Origin of the sequence: Sphingomonas kyeonggiensis (assembly GCF_014204495.1) — a bacterium.
Classification (GTDB): domain Bacteria; phylum Pseudomonadota; class Alphaproteobacteria; order Sphingomonadales; family Sphingomonadaceae; genus Sphingomonas; species Sphingomonas kyeonggiensis_A.
Window position 1 is genome coordinate 188053 of record NZ_JACHLN010000005.1, and the last position, 22974, is coordinate 211026.

At 68.2% G+C, this 22974-nt stretch carries 16 protein-coding genes; 12 read left to right on the forward strand and 4 right to left on the reverse strand.

Going from position 1 to position 22974, the window contains the following annotated elements; genetic code table 11:
- Positions 1–7 precede the first annotated feature (7 nt).
- The 6 genes from HNP52_RS22605 to HNP52_RS22630 all read left to right on the forward strand — a co-directional run bounded on the left by HNP52_RS22605 (position 8) and on the right by HNP52_RS22630 (position 11592).
- The gene (locus tag HNP52_RS22605; RefSeq protein ID WP_260396334.1) at positions 8–2968 is read left to right on the forward strand and encodes a TonB-dependent receptor; all 2961 of its coding nucleotides are present in this window, start codon (positions 8–10) and stop codon (positions 2966–2968) included.
- A gap of 183 nt (positions 2969–3151) precedes the next feature.
- Entirely contained in the window at positions 3152–4189 is a 1038-nt protein-coding gene (gene dgcN, locus HNP52_RS22610) for an N-acetyltransferase DgcN (protein WP_184171231.1), read from the forward strand.
- Complete coding sequence (gene dgcA / locus HNP52_RS22615; RefSeq protein ID WP_184171234.1) at positions 4147–5136, forward strand: N-acetyl-D-Glu racemase DgcA; 990 nt, start codon at positions 4147–4149, stop codon at positions 5134–5136. Before dgcN ends, dgcA begins: the two co-directional genes overlap by 43 nt.
- Before the next feature lie 64 nt (positions 5137–5200).
- Entirely contained in the window at positions 5201–6811 is a 1611-nt protein-coding gene (locus tag HNP52_RS22620; protein WP_184171237.1) for an amidohydrolase family protein, read from the forward strand.
- A gap of 102 nt (positions 6812–6913) precedes the next feature.
- Positions 6914–9739, forward strand: coding sequence for a TonB-dependent receptor domain-containing protein (locus HNP52_RS22625; protein WP_184171240.1), 2826 nt, complete (start codon positions 6914–6916; stop codon positions 9737–9739).
- Positions 9740–10026: 287 nt separating this feature from the next.
- Positions 10027–11592, forward strand: coding sequence for an amidohydrolase family protein (locus tag HNP52_RS22630; protein WP_184171242.1), 1566 nt, complete (start codon positions 10027–10029; stop codon positions 11590–11592).
- Between the two features lie 182 nt (positions 11593–11774).
- Here HNP52_RS22630 and HNP52_RS22635 read toward each other — a convergent pair whose 3' ends face one another.
- Together HNP52_RS22635 and HNP52_RS22640 are read right to left on the reverse strand one after the other, a co-directional pair.
- The gene (locus HNP52_RS22635; protein WP_184171244.1) at positions 11775–12467 is read right to left on the reverse strand and encodes an anti-sigma factor; all 693 of its coding nucleotides are present in this window, start codon (positions 12465–12467) and stop codon (positions 11775–11777) included.
- Positions 12464–12949, reverse strand: coding sequence for an RNA polymerase sigma factor (locus HNP52_RS22640; RefSeq protein ID WP_184171247.1), 486 nt, complete (start codon positions 12947–12949; stop codon positions 12464–12466). The genes HNP52_RS22635 and HNP52_RS22640 overlap by 4 nt, the downstream gene beginning before the upstream one ends.
- A gap of 54 nt (positions 12950–13003) precedes the next feature.
- Here HNP52_RS22640 and HNP52_RS22645 point away from each other — a divergent pair, with 54 nt between their 5' ends.
- From HNP52_RS22645 to HNP52_RS22670, 6 genes are all read left to right on the forward strand, one after another.
- Entirely contained in the window at positions 13004–14257 is a 1254-nt protein-coding gene (locus tag HNP52_RS22645) for a S8 family serine peptidase (RefSeq protein ID WP_184171250.1), read from the forward strand.
- A gap of 110 nt (positions 14258–14367) precedes the next feature.
- Entirely contained in the window at positions 14368–15285 is a 918-nt protein-coding gene (locus tag HNP52_RS22650; protein WP_184171253.1) for a hypothetical protein, read from the forward strand.
- A 209-nt stretch (positions 15286–15494) separates the two neighbouring features.
- Positions 15495–16433, forward strand: a complete 939-nt coding sequence (gene kdgD / locus HNP52_RS22655) for a 5-dehydro-4-deoxyglucarate dehydratase (RefSeq protein ID WP_184171254.1) — start codon at positions 15495–15497, stop codon at positions 16431–16433.
- 30 nt (positions 16434–16463) lie between these two features.
- Positions 16464–17354, forward strand: coding sequence for a LysR family transcriptional regulator (locus tag HNP52_RS22660; RefSeq protein WP_184171257.1), 891 nt, complete (start codon positions 16464–16466; stop codon positions 17352–17354).
- The gene (locus tag HNP52_RS22665) at positions 17351–18916 is read left to right on the forward strand and encodes a carboxylesterase/lipase family protein (protein ID WP_184171260.1); all 1566 of its coding nucleotides are present in this window, start codon (positions 17351–17353) and stop codon (positions 18914–18916) included. The genes HNP52_RS22660 and HNP52_RS22665 overlap by 4 nt, the downstream gene beginning before the upstream one ends.
- 97 nt (positions 18917–19013) lie before the next feature.
- Complete coding sequence (locus HNP52_RS22670; protein ID WP_260396335.1) at positions 19014–19571, forward strand: dihydrofolate reductase family protein; 558 nt, start codon at positions 19014–19016, stop codon at positions 19569–19571.
- A 138-nt stretch (positions 19572–19709) separates the two neighbouring features.
- On the opposite strand, the gene HNP52_RS22675 is transcribed toward HNP52_RS22670, so the two are convergent.
- A complete protein-coding gene (locus HNP52_RS22675) occupies positions 19710–21542 on the reverse strand; it encodes a hypothetical protein (RefSeq protein ID WP_184171263.1) in 1833 nt (610 codons plus the stop codon).
- A complete protein-coding gene (locus tag HNP52_RS22680; RefSeq protein WP_184171266.1) occupies positions 21539–22864 on the reverse strand; it encodes an MFS transporter in 1326 nt (441 codons plus the stop codon). The genes HNP52_RS22675 and HNP52_RS22680 overlap by 4 nt, the downstream gene beginning before the upstream one ends.
- Positions 22865–22974: the final 110 nt, after the last annotated feature.

Sequence of the window (22974 nt, forward strand, 5' to 3'; positions counted from 1 at the left end):
CTCACTCATGGCTGTGGCTGTCACGCTCGCCATGCCGGCAATGGCCCAGGCCCGCGGCGCCGAAGCATCGATGAGCGCACAGATGCGCTTCGACATCGGTGCGTCGGACCTGCGCAGCGCCATCTCGCAATTCTCGCAGGCAACCGGCCTGCAGGTCGTGGTCGCGCCGAACGCGGTCGCCGGTCGCCGCACCGGGGGCGTGCGCGGAGCGCTGACCGTGCGTGCAGCGCTCGACCAGCTGCTGCGCGGTACCAACCTGACCGCTGCGGTGCGTGGCGGCGTGGTCGTGCTCACCCCGTCGCGCGCCGCGCCGGCTCCGCGCCGCGCCACCCGCGTCGCCGCGGAAGCTCCGATTGCCCGGCCTATGCCCCAGGCCGCTGCGCAGGAGCCCGAAGTCCAGGAAGAGTCGCAGATCGTCGTCTCGGGCTATCGTGAGAGCCTTAACGCCGCGCAGGACCTGAAGCGCAAGGCCGTCGGCGCCGAGGACGACATCGTCGCATCCGATATCGCTGCCTTTCCTGACCTGAACCTCGCCGAGGCGCTGCAGCGCGTGCCCGGCATCACCATTACCCGCGACAGCGGCGAAGGCCGCCAGATCGCCTTGCGTGGCCTGGGCGCGGACTTCACCCGTACCCAGCTCAACGGCATGGAAGTGATGGGCAACACTGCGTCGGGCATGGACAATCGCGGCGCGGTCAGCCGCTCGCGCTCGTTCGACTACAGCCTGTTCGCCTCGGAACTGTTCAACCGCGTTGCGGTGCAGAAGTCGTTCGCGGCCGAGCAGGACGAGGGCGGCATCGCCGGCACCGTGCAGCTCTACAGCGCCAAGCCGTTCGATTATGCCGGCTCCAAGTTCGTCGTCTCGGCCAAGGGCCAGACCAACACCAGCGGCATCACCCCGCGCCTGGTCGGCCTCGCCTCGGTCCGTTCGGGTGATTTCGGCGCGCTGGTTTCGGTCGCCTACAGCCAGATCAAGAACAACGAATATGGCTATCGCAACTGGGGCTGGGGCCTGACCAAATATGGTGCGGCCAATATCGGCCCGGAAGTGGATGCCGCGACCCGCGCCAAGCTGCTCGCCGGCGTCTACCAGCCGACCGCGCAGTCGCCCTCGACCTGGTATAATGACCGCCGTCGCCTCGGCATCACCTCGTCGGTCCAGTACCATCCGGGCGACAATTTCAAGCTCGACGTCGACTTCCTCTATGGCCGCCTGTGGGACTATCGTGACGATTATGCGCTGGCGACCGCGGGCAGCAACCCGCTCACCGGCTCCAGCGTCACCGGCACCCAGGTGATCCGCAGCGCGGTGATCGACGATACCAACACGCTGCGCGCCGCCAGCTTCACCGGCATCGATCTCCGCTCCGAGCACCACATCGTCAAGAACCACACCGATTTCTATCAGGGCGTGGCGAACCTCAGCTGGAAGCTCGGCGATCGCCTGACCATCCATGCGCTCGGCGGCTATGAGGAATCGGACTTCGCCCAGCCGGTGTTCGACAAGGTGTTCATGGAGGCCAAGCAGACGGCCTTCAGCTACGACACCCGCCCGCGCATCCCGGTCAACACCTATGGCATCGACCTGACCAACCCCGATCTCTGGACCGTCCAGCGCCTGGACGTGCAGGAGAACAAGATCGTCAACCGCTATACCAACGCCAAGCTGGATGCGGCGTACGAGCTGAACGAGGCGCTGACCTTCAAGGCCGGTGGCGCCTACAAGCACTTCACCAACAGTGGCTACACCTGGGTGAACAAGGTGTTCCACAACGTCCCGGCGAACCTTGTCGTGCCGAACAGCGTGAAGCAGCTCGTCGGGCCGGACACGCTGCTCCAGTACATCGTCGGCAATGTCGACGGCGTCTATGCCGCGGTCGGCGACAAGCGGGACCTGACCGCCGCCAATCTCCAGGCGGGCAGCGACTTCGATGTCGACGAGAAGACCTATAACGGCTTCGCCCAGTTCGATCTCGATACCCATCTCGGCGACATGCGCCTGCGCGCCAATGCCGGCGTGCGCTACTACTCGACCGATCTGACCTCGTCCGGGCACCTCGCCACCGGCGCGGGCTTCGTGCCCGTGGTCATCGAGACCAACAGCAAGGGCTGGCTGCCCTCGGCCAATGTCGCGCTCGACGTGACCCGCAACCTGGTGGTGCGCGTCAGCGCCAGCCGCAACGTCAACCGTCCGGGCCTGGGCGACCTGGCGGCGGCGGGATCGATCACCACGCGTCCGAACGGCGGCAGCCTCAGCCTCGGCAACCCGTTCCTCAAGCCCTACAAGGCGACTTCGGTCGAGGGCTCGATCGAATGGTATATGGACCGCTCGGGATTCGCCTCGATCGGCTTCTTCTACAAGAACATGGACAGCTTCATCTCGCCATCGACGGTGACGATGCCCTATGGCCAGACCGGCCTGCCGCTGTCGCTGCTGATCCAGGGCCAGGATGCCAACACCCCCTATGACGTGAGCCAGCCGATCAACGGCCCGGGCGCGGACATCAAGGGTATCGAAGTCGCGTTCCAGCACGACTTCACCTTCCTGCCGGGCCCGCTCAAGCATCTCGGCGTGACGGCCAACGGCACCTGGTTCGACGGTCACCAGCAGGGCAAGGTCGGCAACACCTTCGTGCGCTTGCCGCTGTTCCAGCTCTCCAAATGGGCGGCGAACGCGACGCTCTATTATGAGGACAAGGACTTCGGCATCCGCGTGTCGGACGCCTATCGCAGCAAATATTACACCGGTCTCGGCACGGTCGGGAATGTCGGTGACTATATCGCCGCCACCCATAACATCGACTTCCAGGCCCATGTGAACCTGACCAAGGGCATTCGCCTGATCGCCGAGGGCATCAACCTCACCAACGAGCCGATCGAGCAGTTCGCCGGCGGGGAGATCGCGCGCCGCGTGGTCTACACCACCAGCGGGCGCACCTTCACCTTCGGCGTCAGCGCCGAGTTCTAAGTTCCCCCAAAGCCTCCCGCCCCGGTGCAAGCCGGGGCGGATTTTTCTCGACTGCGGAATAGCGTCAAAATGGTGACATCCCGCTTTCCATAACCAATGGTTATGTTGCAGCGCGGCTTTCCGCCGTTGTGATATCTCAGATTTCGGCAATCATGTGACTCGAACCACAGGTTGGGGTTTCCGATGATTGCCAGTCCCTATCTCCTGTACCTTGGCCACTCGCATGACGAAGTGGGCATCAAGACCTCGCGCGGCCTGGCGGTGTTCCGCCCGAACGACTGCGTGGGTGAATTCCGGTACGACGATTGCCCGCTGACGCTGGAGCTGCCGCGCATGGGCTTTGCCGAGGCGGTTGCCGCCGGAGCGAAGACCCTGGTGCTTGGCATCGCCAACGCCGGCGGTCGGATGGGCGCCGATCTCGTCGCCGATGCGATCGCCGCGATCGAGGCGGGGCTCGATGTCGCCTCGGGCCTGCATCACCGGCTGCGCGACGAGCCTTCGATCGTCGCGGCGGCGGCGAAGCATGGCCGCAAGCTCCACGATGTCCGCGATCCCAAGCCCGGCATTCCAGTCGGCAACGGCAAGAAGCGCGCAGGCAAGCGGCTGCTCACCGTCGGCACCGATTGCTCGGTCGGCAAGATGTACGCCACGCTCTGCCTTGAGCAGGGCATGCGCGCCCGCGGCATGACCGCTGATTTCCGGGCGACCGGCCAGACCGGCATCCTGATCGCCGGCAGCGGCGTGCCGCTCGACGCGGTGATCGCCGATTTCATCTCCGGCGCGATCGAAGAGATTTCCCCGGCGCGAGACGATGACGGCTGGGATCTGATCGAGGGGCAGGGCTCGCTTTTCCACCCGAGCTTCGCCGGTGTTTCCACGGGCCTGCTGCATGGCGCCCAGCCGGCGGCGCTGGTGCTCTGCCACGACCCGGTGCGCCCGCACATGCGCGGTCTGCCACATTATCCGGTGCCGGGTCTCAAGGAGACGCTGGAGGCCAATCTCGTGGTGGCCCGGCTGACCAGCCCCGATGTCCAGGCGGTCGGCGTCGCGCTCAACACGTCCAAGCTTTCCCGTGCCGAAGCCGAGCGGCTCTGCGCCGAGACGGCCGACGCGCTCGGCCTGCCCTGTACCGACCCCTTCGCCATGGGAGTCGATCCCATCATCGACAGGATCAATGCATGCTTCGAACCCTCGCCGCGCGTAGCGACGCTTTCGCTCTAGCCACCCCCTTCCGCATCTCGCGGGGGGTGAAGGCGGTCGCCGATGTGGTGACCGTCTCGGTATCGGCCGGGGGTGTTACCGGGCGCGGGGAGGGGGTTCCCTATCCGCGCTACGGGGAGTCGATCGAAGGCGCGCTGGCGGAGATCGAGGCCGTGCGCGGCGCGATCGAGGCGGGCATTTCGCGCGAGGAGCTGCTGGCCGCGATGCCGGCCGGTGCCGCGCGCAACGCAGTCGATTGCGCGCTCTGGGACCTGGAGGCCAAGCTCGCTGGGCGCAGCGTCACCGAACTGCTCGGCCTGCCGCCGCTCGGCCCGACGCCGACGGCGATGACCGTCAGCCTCGACACGCCCGATGCCATGGCGGTCGCGGCGCAGGCGCTGGCGGAGGTGCCGCTCATCAAGATCAAGGTCGATCGCAGCGATCCCGAGGCGCAGATCCGTCGCGTCCGCGAGATGGCGCCGGCACCGCGCGTGATCGTCGATCCCAATGAAAGCTGGACGATCGCCGAGATCGAGCGCCTGCAGCCGATGCTGGTCGACCTGCGCATCGACCTGCTCGAGCAACCGCTGCCGGCGGGCGAGGACGATGCGCTCGAAGGCTTCAACCCGCTGATCCCGATCGCCGCCGACGAGTCCGCGCACATCGCCGACGATGCCGCAGCGCTCGCCAGCAAATATCAGGTCATCAACATCAAGCTCGACAAGACCGGTGGCCTCACCGGCGCGCTGGCGCTTGCCGATGCCGCTGCGGCGGCCGGGCTGGGGGTGATGACCGGCAGCATGATCTCAACCTCGCTGTCGATCGCGCCGGCGCTGGTGATCGCCGCGCGCTCGAGCTTCGTAGATCTCGATGGACCGCTATGGCTGGCGGAAGACCGGCCGGGTGGGGTGCTTGGTGAACGCGGCGTGCTCTCGCCGCCGGCGCCGGGCTTCTGGGGAGCGCCATAACCGAAAGCCATAACCAAACAGGGAGTCGCGTCGCATGGTTCGGGGTCGAAAGCTGAAGATTGGAATGGCGGCAGGCATTACGCTGGTCGCCGCGGCCGGAGTTGCCCTTGCGCAAGGAGGCAGCCCGGAACCCGCCGCCGACCTGATCCTGCGCGGCGGCACTGTCTATCCGGGCAACGCCGCGCCGTTCAAAGGCGATGTCGCGATCCGGGGCGATCGCATCGTCTATGTCGGGCCCAAGGCGCCCGGCACTGCGAAGAAGATCATCGACGCCACCGGCATGATCGTCGCGCCCGGCTTCATCGACACGCATACCCATGTGAACGGCGCGCTCGCCTCGGGCGATCCGGCCGCGCGGCTGGTGATGCCGTTCCTCACCCAGGGCGTGACCACGGCGTTCATCGGCGTGGACGGCGGCGGCGATCCGGATGTCGCCCGCACCTTCGGGCGCGACAGCGGGGCGAAGGGCGGCGAGGGCGAAGCGGCGCTCGGCCAGTCGAGCCGTGACTATGGCATCAACTTCGCCACCTATGTCGGCCTCGGCGCCGTCCGCCTCAAGGTGATCGGCCCGGACGACCGCGCGCCGACCCCGGAGGAGCTGGCGAAGATGCAGGGCCTCGTCTCCACCGCGATGTGCCAGGGCGCGCTCGGCCTTTCGACTGGTCTGTTCTACGCGCCGCAGAGCTTTGCCAAGCGTGACGAGGTGGTGGCGCTGGCCAGGGCGGCGGCGGAGAAGGGTGGCATCTATGACAGCCATCTCCGCGACGAATCCTCGTACACCATCGGCCTGAAGGGCGCGGTGGCCGAGGCGATCGAGATCGGGCGGGAGGCTGGCATCCCGGTCCATATCGCGCACATCAAGGCGCTTGGCGTCGATGTGCAGGGCCAGGCCAAGGCGATCATCGACCAGGTCGAGGCCGCGCAGAAGGCCGGGCAGATAATCCATGCCGACCAGTATCCCTGGTCCGCATCGGGCACCGGACTTTCCGCCGCGCTCATCCCGCGCTGGGCGCAGAATGGTGGTCGGCGGGCGTTGCTGGAGCGATTCGAAAACCCCTCCGTGATGGCGAAGATGCGGCCCGAAATCGCCGACAATCTGCGCCGCCGCGGCGGCCCCGCATCGCTGCTCATCACCTCCGGCCCCGCAGACGCCGAAGGCAAGACACTCGAGCAGATCGCCAAGGCCCGCGGCATCGATCCGATCGACGCGGCCATCGCGATCCTCAAGCAGCGCGAAGCCGGCGTCGCCTCGTTCAACCAGAGCGAGGCGGACATCGCCGCCTTCATGAACCGGCCCTGGGTCGTCACCAGCTCGGACGCGTCGCAGGGCCACCCGCGCTACTACGCCTCGTTCGCCCGCAAATATGCGAACTACGTCCGCGACAAACAAGTGATCGACCTGCGCGCGTTCATCGACCGCAGCACCGCCGTCACCGCCGACATGTTCAGCCTCGACGGCCGCGGCCACCTGAAAGCCGGCGCCTTTGCCGACGTGATCATGTTCGATCCCGCCCGCTTCGCGCCGCGCGCCGACTATATCCATCCCGCGCTGTTCTCCACCGGCATGCGCACGGTGGTCGTCAACGGCGTGATCGCAATCGAGAATGGCGAACCGACCGGCGCCGCCGGCGGCCGCCCGCTACCCCGCCAGCCGAAACCGGGGAGCTGTCGATAGGAGGCCAATAAGGACCGCAGGACGGGGCCGATGCGGTGCAGCCGGGGCAACCGGCGCACGGGAGGCATCAACGCTCCACCATATTGATCAAGGGGAAGAAACATGACCAGGTCACTGAGAGCCGCTTCGCTGCCCGCGCTGGCAGTCGCGCTGCTGTGGAACGCCGCGGCGTTCGCGCAGGACACCCAGACCCCGCCGGCACCGGCGCCCGAACCCGAAGCCCAATCGGCGGAGATCACCGTCACCGGCACGCGCATCCAGCGCGACGGCTACCAGGCCCCGACGCCGCTCACCGTGATCAATGCGGGCGACATCGAAGCGACCGCCCCGGCCAACGTCGCCGATTTCGTCAACGAGATCCCCTCGCTGGTCGGCAGCGTCACCCCGGCCAACTCGAACCTCAACATCTCGGCCGGCACCGCGGGCGTCAACGCGCTCAACCTGCGCTCGCTCGGCACCGCCCGCACGCTGGTGCTGCTCGACGGCCAGCGCTCGGTCGGATCGACCGTCACCGGGCTGGTCGACGTCAACACCTTCCCGCAAGGCCTGATCAAGAGCGTCGAGATCGTCACCGGCGGCGCCTCCGCCGCCTATGGCTCGGACGCCGTCTCGGGCGTGGTCAACTTCATCCTCGACAAGGAATATTCGGGCCTGAAGGGCTCGGTCGAGTACGGCATCTCGACCTATGGCGACGCGCCCAACTACCGCGCGACGCTGACCGCCGGCACCGGCTTCGCCGGCGGGCGCGGCCATATCCTGCTCAACGGCGAGATCGCGGTGAAGGAAGGCCTGCACGGCGTCCCGCGCGACTGGAACAACAAGGGCTGGTACATGATCAACAACCCCGCCTATGTGGCGGGGAACGGCCAGCCCGAGCGGCTGGTCGTGTCGGGTGCCGGCCTGAGCCAGGCGACGCGCGGCGGCGTCATCCTGAACACCGCGCTGCGCGGCACCCAGTTCGGGCTGGGCGGCGCGGTCAGCCAGTATAATTTCGGCACCAACCGCGATCCCTGGCAGATCGGCGGCGACTGGCAGGCGACCCAGGTCAACGGCTTCCAGTCGCTCGATCCGGAGGAGAACCGCAAGAGCCTGTTCGGCCGGGTCAGCTTCGAGGTCGCCGACTGGCTCAACGTCTTCGGCCAGGCATCCTATGCCAAGTCGGAGAATCTCGGCTGGCTGGGCGTGCAGCTCAACCAGAACAACGTGACGATCCGCTCGGACAATGCCTATATCCCGGCCTCGGTCCGCAGCCAGCTCGGCGCGATCACCAGCTTCACGCTGGGCACCAGCAACGCCGACCTGCCGATCCGCAAGAACGACACCGAGCGCGAGCTGCAGCGCTATGTGATCGGCGCGAACGGCAGCTTCCCGCTGTTCGCCGGCACCGCGCGCTGGGACGTCTATTACCAGAAGGGCATCAGCCGCACGCGCGAGATGGCGCGCGACATCACCAACAATGCCCGGCTCGCGCTGGCGCAGGATGCGGTGTTCGCCCCCGCCGGCAACGCGATCGGCGTGCCCGCCGGCACGATCGTCTGCCGCTCGACGCTGACCGCGCCGACCAATGGCTGCGTGCCGCTCAACCGCCTGGGCATCGGCGTCGCCAGCCCCGAGGCGCTCGCCTATGTGCTGGGCAATCCCTATCGCAAGCAGAAGTTCGAGCAGGACGTGGTCGCCGCCAACCTGGCGTTCGATGCGTTCAACCTGCCGGCCGGCGCGGTCTCGGTCTCGATCGGCGGCGAGCATCGCCGCGAGAAGGTCAGCGGTTCGGTGCCCACCGAATTCCAGACCGGCTGGTTCGTCGGCAACTTCCTGCCCAGCTTCGGCAGCTACAGCGTGACCGAAGGCTATGTCGAGCTGGTGGTGCCGGTGATCAAGGGGCTCGACCTGAACGGCGCGGTGCGCGGCACCGACTATTCGACCTCGGGCTATGTCACCACCTGGAAGGCGGGTGTCACCTTCGAGCCGATCCCCGACATCCGCTTCCGCGCCAGCCGATCGCGCGACATCCGCGCGCCTAATCTGGGCGAGCTGTTCACCGCCGGATCGACCCGCATCAACGTGCTGATCGATTCCTCGCAGAACAATGCATCGGTCACCTTCGCGGGCACCACCCGCGGCAACCCGCTGCTCCAGCCGGAAAAGGCCGACCAGTGGGGTGTCGGCGTGGTGCTGCAGCCGACCTTCGTGCCCGGCTTCGCGATGTCGGTCGATTACTACAACATCAAGATCAACGGCGCGATCGGATCGGTTGCCGCCCAGACGATCGTCGATCGCTGCAACGAAGGCATCCAGGCCTTCTGCACCGCCGTGGTGCGCGGGCCGAACTCGTTCGGCAACAGCCTGCAGGTGTATGAGAGCCCGTTCAACTTCGCGGTGCAGAAGGCGCAGGGCATCGACTTCGAAGCTTCGTACCGCACCCGGATCGGCGCCGGCAACTTCACGCTGCGCGGCATGGCGACGCGCTACATCAAGAACTATTTCGACAACGGCATCGATGCGCCGACCGACACGGTGGGCCAGAACGCCCCGGGCGGCACCCCGAAATGGCTCTACCGTGCCCAGGCCAGCTATGACGTCGATGATTTCAACCTCACGCTGATCGGGCGCGGGGTGAGCGACGGCGTGTACGACAACAGCTTCGTCGAATGCACTAGCGGCTGTCCGGCCTCGACGGTGACCAACCGCACGATCAACGACAACCGGATCAAGGGCGCCTTCTACATCGATGCCTCGCTGACCCAGGGCTTCAAGATGGGCGGCAAGGAAGTGCAGCTGTTCTTCAACGTCTCCAACCTGCTCGACAAGGATCCGCCGGTGGTGGCGCCGGGACCGGCCGGCAGCGCCTATGCGACGCCGGCGACCAACCAGTCGATCTACGACCTGCTCGGGCGGACCTTCCGCATCGGCGCCCGGTTCAAGATGTGAGGGGCGTGATGCAGTTCGTGACTCCCGGCAGCTGTTCCCCGGCGGAGGCCGGGGCCCAGTTGCACCGTCGTTCGAGAGGTTCGACTATCCTCACCGGGTTCGCCGAAACTGGGCCCCGGCCTTCGCCGGGGAACGGGGAGGGTGACCTTCTGCAAATCCTCCCCCGGAGGGGGAGGGGGACCGCCAGCAAAGCTGGTGGTGGAGGGGTAGCGCGCCTCAAGCTCCGAAGCCCGTGGAGAGTACCCCTCCACCAGCTTCGCTGGTCCCCCTCCCCCTCCGGGGGAGGATTGGTTGGGCTGGCCCTCGCACTCCTCGCCAGCACCTCCCCGGCGCTGGCGCAGGATTACGACGTGCTGATCCGGGGCGGCACCGTCTATGACGGGAGCGGCGCGCCGGGACGGAGCGCCGATGTCGCGATCCAGGGGGACCGGATCGTCGCGGTGGGGACGATCCCCGCCACGGCGACGGCCAAGACAACCGTCGATGCCCGGGGCAAGATCGTCGCGCCGGGATTCATCGATCCGCATTCGCATGCGGCGCCCAATATCCAGACGCCCGAGCTCGCTCCGGCATTGCCGATGCTCTACCAGGGCATCACCACCTTGTTCGCCAACCCGGATGGCGGCGGCCCGGCCGACCTGGCGCCGCAGATCGCGGACCTGCGCACCAACACCCCCGGCGTCAATGTCGCGCTGATGATCGGCCACAATGCCGTGCGTGCCGCGGTGATGGGCAATGTCGATCGCCATGCGAGCCCCGAGGAACAGGCGAAGATGGAGGGGCTGGTTACCGCGGCGATGAAGCTCGGTGCGTTCGGCCTGTCCGACGGGCCCTTCTACATCCCGGCCAAATATTCGAACACCGCCGAGATCGTCGGGCTGGCAAAGGCCGCCAGCGCCTTCCCGCACGCCTTTTACGAGAGCCATATCCGCGACGAGGGCAATTACGACATCGGCGTGGTCGCGGCGGTCGAGGAAGTCATCACCGTTGCGCGCGAGGCGAAGATCCCCGGCGTCGTCACCCATATCAAGGTGCTCGGCCCCCAGGTCTGGGGCAAGTCGGCGGAGGTGATCGCGCATATCGACAAGGCGCGTGCCGCCGGCGTCCAGGTCTGGGCCGACCAATATCCCTATACCGCCTCGGGCTCGAGCCTGATGGCGTCGCTCGTCCCCGGCTGGGCGCAGGAGGGCGGGGCGGATGCGCTGGCCAAAAGGCTGGAGGATCCGGCGATGCGGGCCAGGATTCGGGCGGAGATGGTGCCCAATCTGGCGCGGCGCGCCGGGCCGCACGCGATCCAGATCCGCGCGTACAAGGCCGATCCCTCGCTCGACGGCAAGCGGCTCGACGAAGTCGGTGCGATCATGCAGCTCGAGCCGCTCGATGCCGCGATCGAGATGCTCAAGAAGGGCGGGGCGCCCACCGTGTCGTTCAACATGAGCGACAAGGATGTCGAGGCGTTCATGCGGCAAGGCTGGACGATGACCTCCACCGATGGCGGGCTGCCGCCCTTCGGCAAGACCGCCGAGCATCCGCGTGCGTACGGCGCCTTCCCGCGCAAGCTGCGCAACTATGTGCTCGACAAGCCGGTGATCCCGATGGCCCAGGCGATCCACGCCGCGACCGGGCTGCCGGCGAAGGTGTTCGACGTGGTCGATCGCGGGGCGCTGCGGAAGGGCGCCTTTGCCGACGTGATCGTCTTCGACCCGAAGACGGTGCGCGACACCGCCACCTATGAGAAGCCCCACGCCTATGCCCAGGGCATGGACTATGTCTTCGTCAACGGCAGGGCGGCGCTGGTGGCGGGCAAGCCGGTGGCGGCGCGGTTCGGGCGGGTGTTGTTGCGGGGGGAATAGGCAGCTGGATTCCGCTCTACTCCCCTCCCTGTAAGGGAGGGGTCGGGGGTGGGTTGCGACCCCGGCGAAGGCCGGGGGAGCTCAGCCAGCCGGCGGAGACAAAGAAAAGGCCGGGCATCGAGCCCGACCTTTTCTAACCCACCCCTAGCCCCTCCCTTGCAGGGAGGGGAATTTGTCGCCGCTTACTTCCAGCCGCTTGCCTTGGCCTTTGCCTCGGCGCCGGCGTCGAGCGGGTCGCCTGCCATCATCTCCTGCGCGGCCGCCATCAGCGCGGGATCGGTGCTGCCGGCCTGGGCATAGTCGGTCTTCGCGGCGCTCGATCCCGCCCTGGTCTGGCGCAACGCCCAGCCCTGGCTGTCGCGGCAGGCGATGCCGTCGGCGGTGGCCGAGGTGAAGACGCGGCAATAGCTCCCCCTGGCGTCGCGGAAGCTTATGGGGACCTGGACCGCGCCCGCATTGGAGGCGAGCTGCTGGTCGAGCGCGCCGGCGAGCGTGCCGGCGGCGTAGAGCTGGCCGCCATGCGTCCGCACCACGCCCGGGTCCTGCAGGCCCTGGCCGATGAAGAGGCCGAGCACCAGCGATGCCGCGATCGCGCCGCCCCAGCGCGTCCAGCCGGGGATGCGGCGGGCGGGCTTGCGGACCGGCAGCGCGACGACATTGCTATTGCTGCGCAATAGCGCCGCGAGCCGGTCCGGTACGGGCTCCTCGGCGACCGGGGCGAAATGGCCGCTGAGCCGGGCGCGCAGGGCCCGGTGGCGGGCGACTTCCTCGCCCAGCGCCGGGTCGGCGGCGATGGCGCGCTCGACGCGCCTGGCCTCGAGCGGGCTCAGCTCGCCATCGGCATAGGCCATCAGCATTTCGGGATCGATGCTCATGCCGCTTCTCCCAGTTGCGCCATCAATGCCTGGCGCCCGCGCACCAGCCGCGAGGTGAGCGTGCCCATCGGTATGTCGAGGATCTCGGCGGCTTCCTTATAGGCGAGGCCCTCGATCAGCACGAGCGCGACGGCTTCGCGCTGCTCGTCGGGCAGGGTGTGGAGCGCGGCGTCGATCTCGCCGAGCGCGACGCGCGCCTCGGCGCCGCCGTCCGCGCCGATACCGAGCCCGGCATCGGGGTCGACAAAGGTCTGCGCGGCGCGGGCGCGGCTGCGGGTGGTGTCGATCCAGCTGTTGCGCATGATCCGGTACATCCAACTGTCCATCCGTGTGCCGGGCTGCCACGATGCGCGCCCGACCAGCGCCTTTTCGAGCGCGACCTGGCACAGATCGTCGGCATCGGCGGCGTTGCGGGCGAGCGCGCGGGCGAACCGCCGCAGACGCGGCAGCAATGCCAGCAGGTCGTCCTCGAAAGCCGCCAATCCCGGTTCCTCTTGTCCGTGGATGAAACGGACGGGGTGCCGCGTTTAATCCACATGATCTTCATTTTGTGCAAGAAGGGCGCGATGCGCGGCAGGTGGTTCTGGATCGGGTGGATGGCGCTGGCGGTGCCGGCGCATGCCCAGCTGGCGCCGGGGCTGCCGTCGCTGCCGCTGCCGGCGGGGCAGGTGCTCGACCGGGTCGGCCAGGAAGTCCAGGGCGTGACCGGCGGTGTCGCGCAGCGGCTCGAGGATGTGCGGCGGACGGCGGCGGCCAGGCTGGTCCGCGACCATCCCGATCGCATCGCGCTCGATCCCCAGGGCTTTCCGGCGCGTGCGGGCGAAGTGGTGGTCGACGATCCCGATGACGCGCTGATCGCGCGGGCGGTGGCCAAGGGCTATGCGGTGATCGCGCGCGAGGATGTGCTGGGGGTCGGCTATGCGCGGCTGTCGGTCCCGCGCGGGCGCTCGCTGGGCCAGGCGATCCGCGAGCTGCGCAAGCTGGGCGGCAGGGACGTGAGCGCCGACCAGCTCCACGCGCCGAGCGGGGCGCTGCCCGGTCCCGCCGCGCCGGTGGCGGCGGGGAGCGGGACGGTGGTCGGGGTGATCGACGGCGGCGCGGCGGGGGCGGCGCTGTCCTCGGGCTTCGCGACCGGCGCGCCACGGGCGAACGACCATGGCACCGCCGTAGCCTCGCTGATCGCCGGTGCGGGAACGGTGCGGGGCGGGCTGCCGGGCGCGCGGATCGCCTCGGCCGATGTCTATGGCAGCGATCCGGCCGGCGGCAACGCCACCGCCATCGCCCGGGCGGTCGGCTGGATGGTGCAGAACCGGGTGAGCGTGGTGACGATCAGCCTGGTCGGCCCCGCCAACCCGCTGCTCGGCAAGGTGATCGCGGCGGCGCAGGCGCGCGGCACGGTGATCGTCGCGGCGGTGGGCAACAACGGACCCGCCGCGCCGCCGGCCTATCCGGCTTCCTATCCCGGCGTGATCGCGGTCACCGGTATCGACGGAAAGGGCCGCGCGCTGATCGAGGCGGGGCGGGCAAGCCATCTCGACTATGCCGCCCCCGGCGCCGACATGCTGGCGATGGGGGCGAACGGCCGCACCATGCGCGTGCGCGGCACGTCGTTCGCCGCGCCCTTCGTCGCCGCGACGATCGCGCGCTTCTACGCAACGCCGGACCCGGGTGGGTTGCGCGCCGCGATCGGCAAGGTGGACGCACAGGCGCGCGACGCCGGATCGCGCGGGCCGGACAAGCTTTATGGCCGCGGCGTGCTGTGCGAGGCATGCCGCACGCCCGCGCAATGAACTGATTTCGCAACGAAAAGCAGAAATTTCGAAAAATATTCGCGCTTCCGGGATTAAACCCGAACCGGCCACCGTTCTCCCGATGTCAGTGAATTTTTGGGAGAACGGACATGATCAAGCTTCTCGGCACCAGCGCCTTCCTCGCCATCGCACTCGCGGCGGCTCCGGCTTCGGCGCAGATCCTCGGCGGCGGTGGCGGCCTGGGCGGTGGTCTTGGCGGCGGCCTGGGTGGCGGCGGCCTTGGCGGCAATATCGGCGGCAGCGGCATGGGCACGCTCGGCAGCACGATCGACAGCCCGATGCGCCGCCTGCCCAGCACCAGCGACACCACCAGCAGCCTGCGCGGCTCGTCGCACACCGAAAAGAACGTCAACACCCGCAAGGGCCGCGTGACCGCTTCGAACGACAGTTCGCTCGACTCCACGGTCGCGAACAGCACCCGGGTCGGCGATCGCACGATCGGCGGCAGCGGCTCGGCCTCGGGCAATGCCGGCGGCAGCGCCGACGCGCAGCTGGTCGGTACCGATGCGGTGCGCGGCACGGCAAGCAACGCCGTGGGCCGCACCCGCGACACGGTCTCCAACGTTCGTGACCGCGCCGGCACCGCGACCGACCGCGTCCGCGATACCACGGGCAATGCGGTGAGCCGCACCCGCGACACGGCCGGCAACGCCGTCTCGCGTGCCCGCAATGCCGTGCCCAGCACGGATGGTGTATCGGCAGCCGCTTCGGGTGCCGCCAATGGCGCGGCTTCGTTCGGAGGCAACACCCTGGCCCTCGCCGGTTCGGCGGCGGCCAATGGCGACGGCGCCTTCCCGGTCTCGGTCGGCATGCCGGTCACCGATGCCAAGGGCAAGCTGATCGGCACCGTCCAGTCGGTGCGCACCGCCGGGCGCGGCACCGTCCAGCAGGTGCTGGTCAAGGTGAAGGACAAGACCGCCACGCTGCCCGCCGCCAATTTCACCGGTTCGGGCAACGCCCTGGTCTCGGCGATGGGCAAGGGTGAAGTGCAGAAGTCGGCAGACTGACGGGCGGCGGCAGCCCGCCTGGACAGCAGGACTGCTCCGCCCGCGGCGCGTCTGGCCTCCAAGCCAGGCGCGCCGCACCTGCATGTGGATCAAGCCAAGTCTTGCATCGATCCATCGCGGCTTTGGTTTGGACGCGAAGGGGATCACCCAATAGCTAACGATCGAACCCGACCCCCGTCGATGCGACGGGCGGCGATTAGGAGAAGATCGTGACGACCTGGAGCCCGGTTGAAATGGCGCGCAGCCTTGGCGGCGGCCTGTTGTCCTTTCCGGTCACGCATTTCGATGCCGACGGCGCCTTCGTCGAGGATGCGTATCGCGCGCATTGCGCCTGGATGCTCGAGCATGAGCTTACCGGCCTGTTCGCCGCCGGCGGTACCGGCGAGTTCTTCTCGCTGACCCCGGCCGAAGTCATCACCGTCGTGGCGGCTGCCGTGGCCGAGGCCAATGGCAAGCTGCCGGTGATCTCGGGCTGCGGCTATGGCACCGCCATCGCCACCGAGATCGCGCAGGGCGCCGAAAGGGCCGGCGCCGACGGCCTGCTGCTGCTGCCGCCCTATCTGGTCGGCTCGAGCCAGGAAGGCCTGGCCGCGCATATCGAGAAGGTGTGCCGCTCCACCGGGCTCGGCGTGATCGTCTACAACCGCGACAATGCGGTGGTGAACGACGAGACGCTGGCCCGCCTGTGCGAGCGCAATCCCAACCTGGTCGGCTTCAAGGACGGCGTCGGCGACATCGAGCTGATGACCCGCATCTTCGCGCGGATGGGCGACCGGCTCACCTATATCGGCGGGCTGCCTACGGCCGAGACCTTCGCCACGCCGTACCTCACCATGGGCGTCACCACCTATTCCTCGGCGATCTTCAACTTCATGCCGGAATGGGCGCTCGACTTCTATCGCGCCGTCCGTGCCGGCAACCAGGACGAAGTGATGGCCCAGCTCAAGGCGTTCGTGCTGCCCTATATCGCGCTGCGCAACCGTGGACGCGGCTATGCGGTGTCGATCGTCAAGGCGGGCATGCGCGTCGTCGGGCGTGATGCGGGCCCGGTGCGCACCCCGCTGACCGACCTCACCGCCGCCGAGCATGACGAGCTGCGCGCGCTGGTGCAGGGTGTCTCCGCCAAGTCGGTCGCGCACGCCGCGTGACAGCGCGCCGGGAGGTGCTAGGCTAGGATCATGTTCGAGCTAAGCCAGCTCCGCTGCTTCGTCGCCGCGGCCGAGGAACTCCATTTCGGCCGCGCGGCGCAGCGCCTGAACATGACCCAGTCGCCGCTCAGCCGGCAAATCCAGCTGCTCGAGCGCATCCTTGGCGTCACCCTGCTCGAGCGGACCAGCCGGCAGGTGAGCCTTACCCCCGCCGGCCAGGTCTTCCTGATCGAGGCGCGGCGGATCGTCCGCCTTGCCGAAAGCGCGTCGCTCTCCGCCCGGCGCGTGGCGCAGGGTGATGCCGGCAAGGTCGCGATCGGCTTCACCGCCGTCTCGGGCTATGGCCTTGTGCCGCACATCGTCGCCAATGCCCGGGCTAGCCTGCCCAATATCGATCTCGACCTGCACGAGATGGTCAGCGGCGACCAGGTCGACGCGCTGCTCACCGGGCTGATCGACATCGGCTTTGTTCGCCCGCCGATCGACCGGCACGAGTTCGAGACGCTATGCGTGCTGCATGAGCCGCTGGTGGTGGCGCTGCCGCCGGGCGACCCGCGCCAGTCGCGGCCGAGCTTCGAGCTGTCCGACTTCGATGACGAGCCGCTGATCATGTATGCGCGGCAGGGCGCGGGCTATTTCCACAACATGCTGGTGCGGCTGTTCGACGATGCCGGCGTCTCGCCGCTCTATGTGCAGCACGTCACCCAGATCCATTCGATGCTCGGGCTGGTCCATGCCGGGCTGGCCGCGGCGCTGGTGCCGCAATCGGCGTCTGGGCTGCACCTGATGGATGTCCAGTTCCGCGCGCTGCGCACCGATCCGGAGAACCCGGTCGAGCTCCACATGGCCTGGCGCCGCGACAACGCCAATCCGGCGCTCGAGCCGATGCGCCGGCTCTGCGCGCAGACGGCGGGGGCATGATAGCCACTTCCCTGATTGATCGTCGCGGCGTGGTGCTGGGCGGTGCGTTGCTGCTGCCCGCCGGCGCGGCGCTGGGCAGGGCCAAGGGCGATCCGATCGCCACTACCCGCTATGGCCGGGTGCGCGGGCTGACCGATCAGGGCGTGCTGGTATTCAAGGGCGTCCGCTACGGCGCCGATACCAGCACCCGCCGCTTCCGGCGGGCCCTGCCTCCGGTGGCGTGGAAGGGCGTGGCCGACGCGACCCGCTATGGCCTCGCCGCGCCGCAGACCAGGGCGGAAGAGCCGACCGGCGAGGACTGCCTGTTCCTCAATATCTGGACGCCCGCGCTCGATGCGGGGAAGCGCCCGGTTATGGTCTATCTCCACGGCGGCGCGCATGCGCACGGATCGGGATCGGACCCGCTCTATGACGGCAGCCATCTCGTCCGCCGCGGCGATGTGGTTGTGGTCACGCTCAATCACCGGCTGGCGGCATTGGGCTATGCCTATCTCGCCCAGCTCGGCGGACCGGCGGAATCGGGCAATGTCGGCAATCTCGACATCGTGCTCGCGCTGCAATGGGTGCGCGACAATATCGCGGGCTTTGGCGGCGATCCCTCGCGCGTCATGATCTTCGGCCAGTCGGGCGGGGGCGCCAAGGTGGTGACGCTGATGGCGATGCCCGAGGCGCGCCCGCTCTTCCACCGCGCCGCGACGATGAGCGGCCAGCACGTCACCGCCGCCGGCCCGATGCACGCGACCGCGCGGGCCAGGGCCTGGATGGCGAAGGCCGGTGCTCCCGACGTCGGTGCGCTGGCGACGCTGCCGATCGACAAGCTGGTCGGGGCGATGGGCATGACCGATCCGCTGGAGGGGAAGGGCGAGATCAGCTTCACCTCCACGCTCGATCACGGCGTGCTGCCGCGCCATCCCTTCGTGCCCGATGCCCCGCGCGAGGCGGCGCATATTCCGCTGATCGTCGGCAACACGCATGACGAGACCGGCTTCTGGCTGGGCGAGGTGCTGAAGCGCGGCGATACAAGCTGGGATAATCTGACCGAGCGCGTCGCGGCGCAGATCACCAAGGACGTCGCGCCCGATTGGGTGGTGAAGCGTTACCGCGAGATCTACCCGGGGAAGACGCCCGGCCAGATCCTGCTGGCGGCAAGCACGGCGGGGCGTTCCTGGCCCGGCCATCTGATCCAGGCCGAGGAGCGCGCAAAGATCGGCGCGCCGACCTGGATGTACCAGCTCGACTTCCCGTCGCCCGAGGCGGGCGGGGTGCTCGGCGCCTTCCATACGCTCGATATCCCGCTGGTGTTCGACAATACCGGCGCCAGGGGCGCGCGCACCGGCGACGGGCCCGAGGCGCGGCGGCTGGCGGGGCGGATGGCGGACGTCTTCATCGCCTTTGCCCGGACCGGCGATCCGAATTGCACTGGCATCCCGGCCTGGCCGCGGTTCGAGCTGGGGAAGCGGCCGACGATGGTTTTCGATGTGGATACGCGCGTGGTGGACGATCCGCGTCGCGAGGAGCGGCTGCTCTGGTCGGTCGCGCCGTATATCAAGCCGGGCGGTTAGGCTGGCTGTTCCCCGGCGAAAGCCGGGGTCCAGGGTTTCTCTGCCGTCTCGCTTGTGACCCTGGGCCCCGGCTTTCGCCGGGGAACCGGAAGTGTGTATGGATACCCTTCCGAAGGAGATCGCCATGGCCAGGCTCGTCTACGCCCTGAATCAGTCGCTCGACGGCTATGTCGATCACATGGCGTTCGCGCCCGACGAGATCGTCTTCCGGCACTTCATCGAGGATGTGCGGAGCCTGACCGGCAGCATCTATGGCCGCCGCATGTATGAAATCATGCGCTACTGGGACGACGAGCATCCCGAATGGGACGCGGCCAGGCGCGACTATGCCGAGGCGTGGCGGGCGATGCCGAAATGGGTGGCGTCGCGCTCGCTGGAATCGGTCGGGCCCAATGCCACGCTGCTTGGAGATGACCTTGCGGCGGCGGTGCGGGAATTGAAGGCGGGGCAGGACGGGGTGATCGAAGTCTCGGGCACGATCCTGGCGCAGAGCCTGACCGAGCTGGGGCTGATCGACGAGTATCGCATCTATCTGCACCCGGTCGTGCTGGGCGGCGGCAAACCCTATTTCGCGGGGCCGCGGCCCCGGCTGCGGCTGGTGGTGGACGAGCGGATCGGTCCGGATGTGATCCGGCTGACCTACGTGCCGGCGTAGCTGGGGGCATTCCCCCAGCTTGTTCCCCGGCGAAGGCCGGGGCCCAGTCTCGGCGAATGTGGTTAGGGTGGTCGAACCTCTCGAACGACATTGCAACTGGGCCCCGGCCTTCGCCGGGGAACAGTTATGGGCGCGATCTCACCGCCCCCACGGAAACGCCAGCGTCGGCCGGTTCGCGAACCGCCGCATCGCCAGCTTCAGCCGCGCGCCGCAGCCGGGCTCCAGCCGCAGGGTGAAGTCCGGGCGGCCGATCCGCGTCTCGGCGCCGTCGAGGGTCACGCTCTCGATCCGGTGCTCGGCCCAGGCGCCGCCCTGCACGATCACGGTGCGCGGGGCCTTGCCGAGATTGACCAGGGTCACCTCGGCGGAGGTGTCGCCCAGCGCGTGGACCAGCGCCGCGACATCCTCGGGCACGCCGGCGCGGCGCCTGTCCGCGTCGAAATAGCGCAGCCGGCAATGGAGCGGCACGCCGCCCTGGTTGGGCGAGGTCGGCGACCAGGGTGGGCGGCCGATATGGAGCCCGCCAGTCATCAGCTGGATCAGGCTGGTGATGCTCGCCGGGGTGATGTCGAGCGGCCAGTCGGCGAGGCGGGTGTCGGGGGTGGTCGGGTCGTCCGCCTGCGCCTTCTCGCGCGCGGCGATCCGGTCGAGATCGGCCTGCATCGCCTTTAGCGGATAGCCGGGATTGGCGCCTTCGAGGAACGAGACCCAGGGATGCTCGCCCGCCGCGACGCGGTCCTTCGGGGCCTGGGTGAAATACCAGATCTCGAAGCCGTTGCTGCGATAGGGGCCGGGCTTCCAGCCATACCAGCCCTGCGCGCCGTACATGGTCGGGGCCTCGAACTTGCCGTCGCGTTGCCGCCCGGCCTCGTTGATCCGCGCGTTCTGGCGGCGCCACAGCTCGACATAGGAGAGGTCGCCGGTCAGCACCGTGCCGTTGAAGAAGGCGGTGATCGAGCGGGGCACGCGGTTGCGGTCCTCGCGCTTGCCGGTCTGCGGGACGACCGGCGAGAAGCCCCAGCCATAGGTGCCGCGCCACCAGTTCGCGCCGACCGTGCCGTCGAGCCCGACATGGCTGGGCAGGATGTCATTGTTGGCCTTGGCGCGGTCGACCCAGGCGTCGAGATAGTCGAGCGCCCAGCGCCGATAGCGTTCGCCGCCGCCCAGCGCATAGGCGTTGAGGCCGAGGGTGGTCGCCTGGAGGTTGAGCGGATTGTCGCCGACCACGTCGCCATATTCGGCATAATGGTCGAGCGTCTGCTGGTAAGTCGTCTCGCCATGCTCCATGTGGAAGCGCTCGCCTGCCTCGAACGGGTCGCCGGCCCAGTCGAGCGGGGTCGCCTCGCGCAGCATCGGGCCGCGGCTGCCGTTCATCATGCTGCGGATGATCCGGCGCTCGGGATCGTAGTTCCGCACCGTCGGGTCGCGGCCGGTGTAGAAATCGGCGTAGCGCATCGTCCGCGCCAGCAGCTTGCGGTCGCGCGGGATCGACAGGCCCATCACGTTGAAGCTGGTGAGGCCCTCGCTGTTGTGCTGCCAGTCCATCTGGACCGGGAACTCGCGGTGATACATGCCCTGCCGCGCGATTGGCACCTCCAGGGTGCGGGCGGCGGTGTACTGCTTGAGGTGCCCCACCCAGAAGCGCTGGGCGAGGGTGAGGATGCGGTCCGAACCGCCGAGCGCGTGAAGCACCAGCCAGTCATTGGTCGCCTCGGCCGCGTCGTCGGGGCCGTCATTGGCGCCCCAGCGCTCGAACACCTTTAGCCAGCCGCGCGCGTCGACATATTTGGTGTAGAAAGCCTCGCAGGCGGCGGCGTTGCGGGCGAGCAGCCTGCGCTGCATCACCGCCCAGTCGGGCGCGGGCATCTTCTTGCCGGCGACGAGCCGGGCAGGGGCGGCATGGACGGTGGCGGGCAGGGCGACCGCGCCGGCGGCGCCCTGGAGCAGGAAGCGGCGGCGATCGACGGTCATTCGGCGATCTCCACGCGGCGGATCGGGCCGGCGATGACGAGGAAGGCGAAGATCGTCAGCAGGCAGTGCGCGCCGACGAAGACCAGGGCGAGGTCGAACGATCCGGTGCCGGCGACGATATAGCCGACCACGATCGGGGTCACGATCCCGGCGATGTTGCCGAACATGTTGAACACGCCGCCCGAAAGCCCGGCGAGCTTCTTCGGCGCGACATCCGCCATCACCGCCCAGCCGAGCGAGGCCACGCCCTTGCCGAAGAAGGCGACCGACATCAGCGTGACGACCAGCCATTCCTGCTGCACCCAGACACAGGCGATGATTGCGGTGGCGAGCAGCATGCCGATCGTCAGCGGCGCCTTGCGCGCCCAGTCGAGCGAGCCGGTGCGCTTGAGGATGCGATCGGAGATGAAGCCGCCGGCCAATCCGCCGACAAAGCCGAACAGCGCGGGCGCGGCTGCGGCGAAGCCCGCCTCCATGATGTTCAGCCCGCGCTCCTTGACCAGGTAGATCGGGAACCAGGTAACGAAGAAATAGGTCAGCACGTTGATGCAATATTGCCCCAGATAGATGCCCAGCATCATCCGGTTGGCGATCAGCTTGCGGACATTGGCCCATTCGAACGCCGCCGAGGATCCGGCCTGGTCCTCCATATGGATCAGCCCGCCGCCGGCCTCGATCTCGTCGAGTTCGGCGCGGTTGATCGAAGGATGCTTCGCCGGGCTGTGGATGAAGCGCAGGAAGGCGAGCGTGGCGAGCAGGCCAAGCCCGCCCATCGTCCAGAATACCGAGCGCCAGCCGAAGCTGTGCGCCAGCCAGCCCATCAGCGGCACGAAGGCGACGATCGAGAAATATTGCGCCGAATTGAAGATCGCCGAGGCGGTCCCGCGCTCGGCGGCGGGGAACCAGGCGGCGACCAGCCGGGCATTGCCCGGAAAGGACGGCGCCTCGGCCAGCCCGACCAGGAAGCGCAGCGCGAACAGCATCACCGTGGCCGAGAGGATCGGGATCAGCCCGGCAAAGCCCTGGCTGAAGGTGAAGAGCGACCAGAGCGCGATCGCGCTGGCATAGACGCGCTTGGTGCCGAACTTGTCGAGCAGCAGCCCGCCCGGAATCTGCGACAGCGCATAGGCCCAGGCGAAGGCGGAGAGGATATAGCCGGTCTGCACCGGGGTGAGGCCCAGCTCGCCGGCGGCGGCATTGCCCGCGATCGAGAAGGTTGCGCGATCGGCATAGTTGACGCTGGTGATCACGAAGATCAGCGCAATGATTGCATAGCGCACTCGCGTGGGCCGGACGGCCTGCTCGGACAAATCTCTCTCCATGGGTAGCGCGCCTGTTGCCGACGCTTCGCGATCCTTGAGGCGTACCGGGGGAAGGGGGCGGGGTCCAAGCCAAAATGGGGAATGATCCAGTCCCGCCTTGGCTGGATCGC

Excerpts from the sequence above, each read along its gene's own strand:
- HNP52_RS22605 (WP_260396334.1), top strand. The coding sequence starts at position 8 with ATGGCTGTGGCTGTCACGCTCGCCATGCCGGCAATGGCCCAGGCCCGC.
- dgcN (WP_184171231.1), top strand. The coding sequence starts at position 3,152 with ATGATTGCCAGTCCCTATCTCCTGTACCTTGGCCACTCGCATGACGAA.
- dgcA (WP_184171234.1), top strand. The coding sequence starts at position 4,147 with ATGCTTCGAACCCTCGCCGCGCGTAGCGACGCTTTCGCTCTAGCCACC.
- HNP52_RS22620 (WP_184171237.1), top strand. The coding sequence starts at position 5,201 with ATGGCGGCAGGCATTACGCTGGTCGCCGCGGCCGGAGTTGCCCTTGCG.
- HNP52_RS22625 (WP_184171240.1), top strand. The coding sequence starts at position 6,914 with ATGACCAGGTCACTGAGAGCCGCTTCGCTGCCCGCGCTGGCAGTCGCG.
- HNP52_RS22635 (WP_184171244.1), bottom strand. The coding sequence starts at position 12,467 with ATGAGCATCGATCCCGAAATGCTGATGGCCTATGCCGATGGCGAGCTG.
- HNP52_RS22645 (WP_184171250.1), top strand. The coding sequence starts at position 13,004 with ATGATCTTCATTTTGTGCAAGAAGGGCGCGATGCGCGGCAGGTGGTTC.
- HNP52_RS22650 (WP_184171253.1), top strand. The coding sequence starts at position 14,368 with ATGATCAAGCTTCTCGGCACCAGCGCCTTCCTCGCCATCGCACTCGCG.
- HNP52_RS22660 (WP_184171257.1), top strand. The coding sequence starts at position 16,464 with ATGTTCGAGCTAAGCCAGCTCCGCTGCTTCGTCGCCGCGGCCGAGGAA.
- HNP52_RS22665 (WP_184171260.1), top strand. The coding sequence starts at position 17,351 with ATGATAGCCACTTCCCTGATTGATCGTCGCGGCGTGGTGCTGGGCGGT.
- HNP52_RS22670 (WP_260396335.1), top strand. The coding sequence starts at position 19,014 with ATGGATACCCTTCCGAAGGAGATCGCCATGGCCAGGCTCGTCTACGCC.
- HNP52_RS22675 (WP_184171263.1), bottom strand. The coding sequence starts at position 21,542 with ATGACCGTCGATCGCCGCCGCTTCCTGCTCCAGGGCGCCGCCGGCGCG.
- HNP52_RS22680 (WP_184171266.1), bottom strand. The coding sequence starts at position 22,864 with ATGGAGAGAGATTTGTCCGAGCAGGCCGTCCGGCCCACGCGAGTGCGC.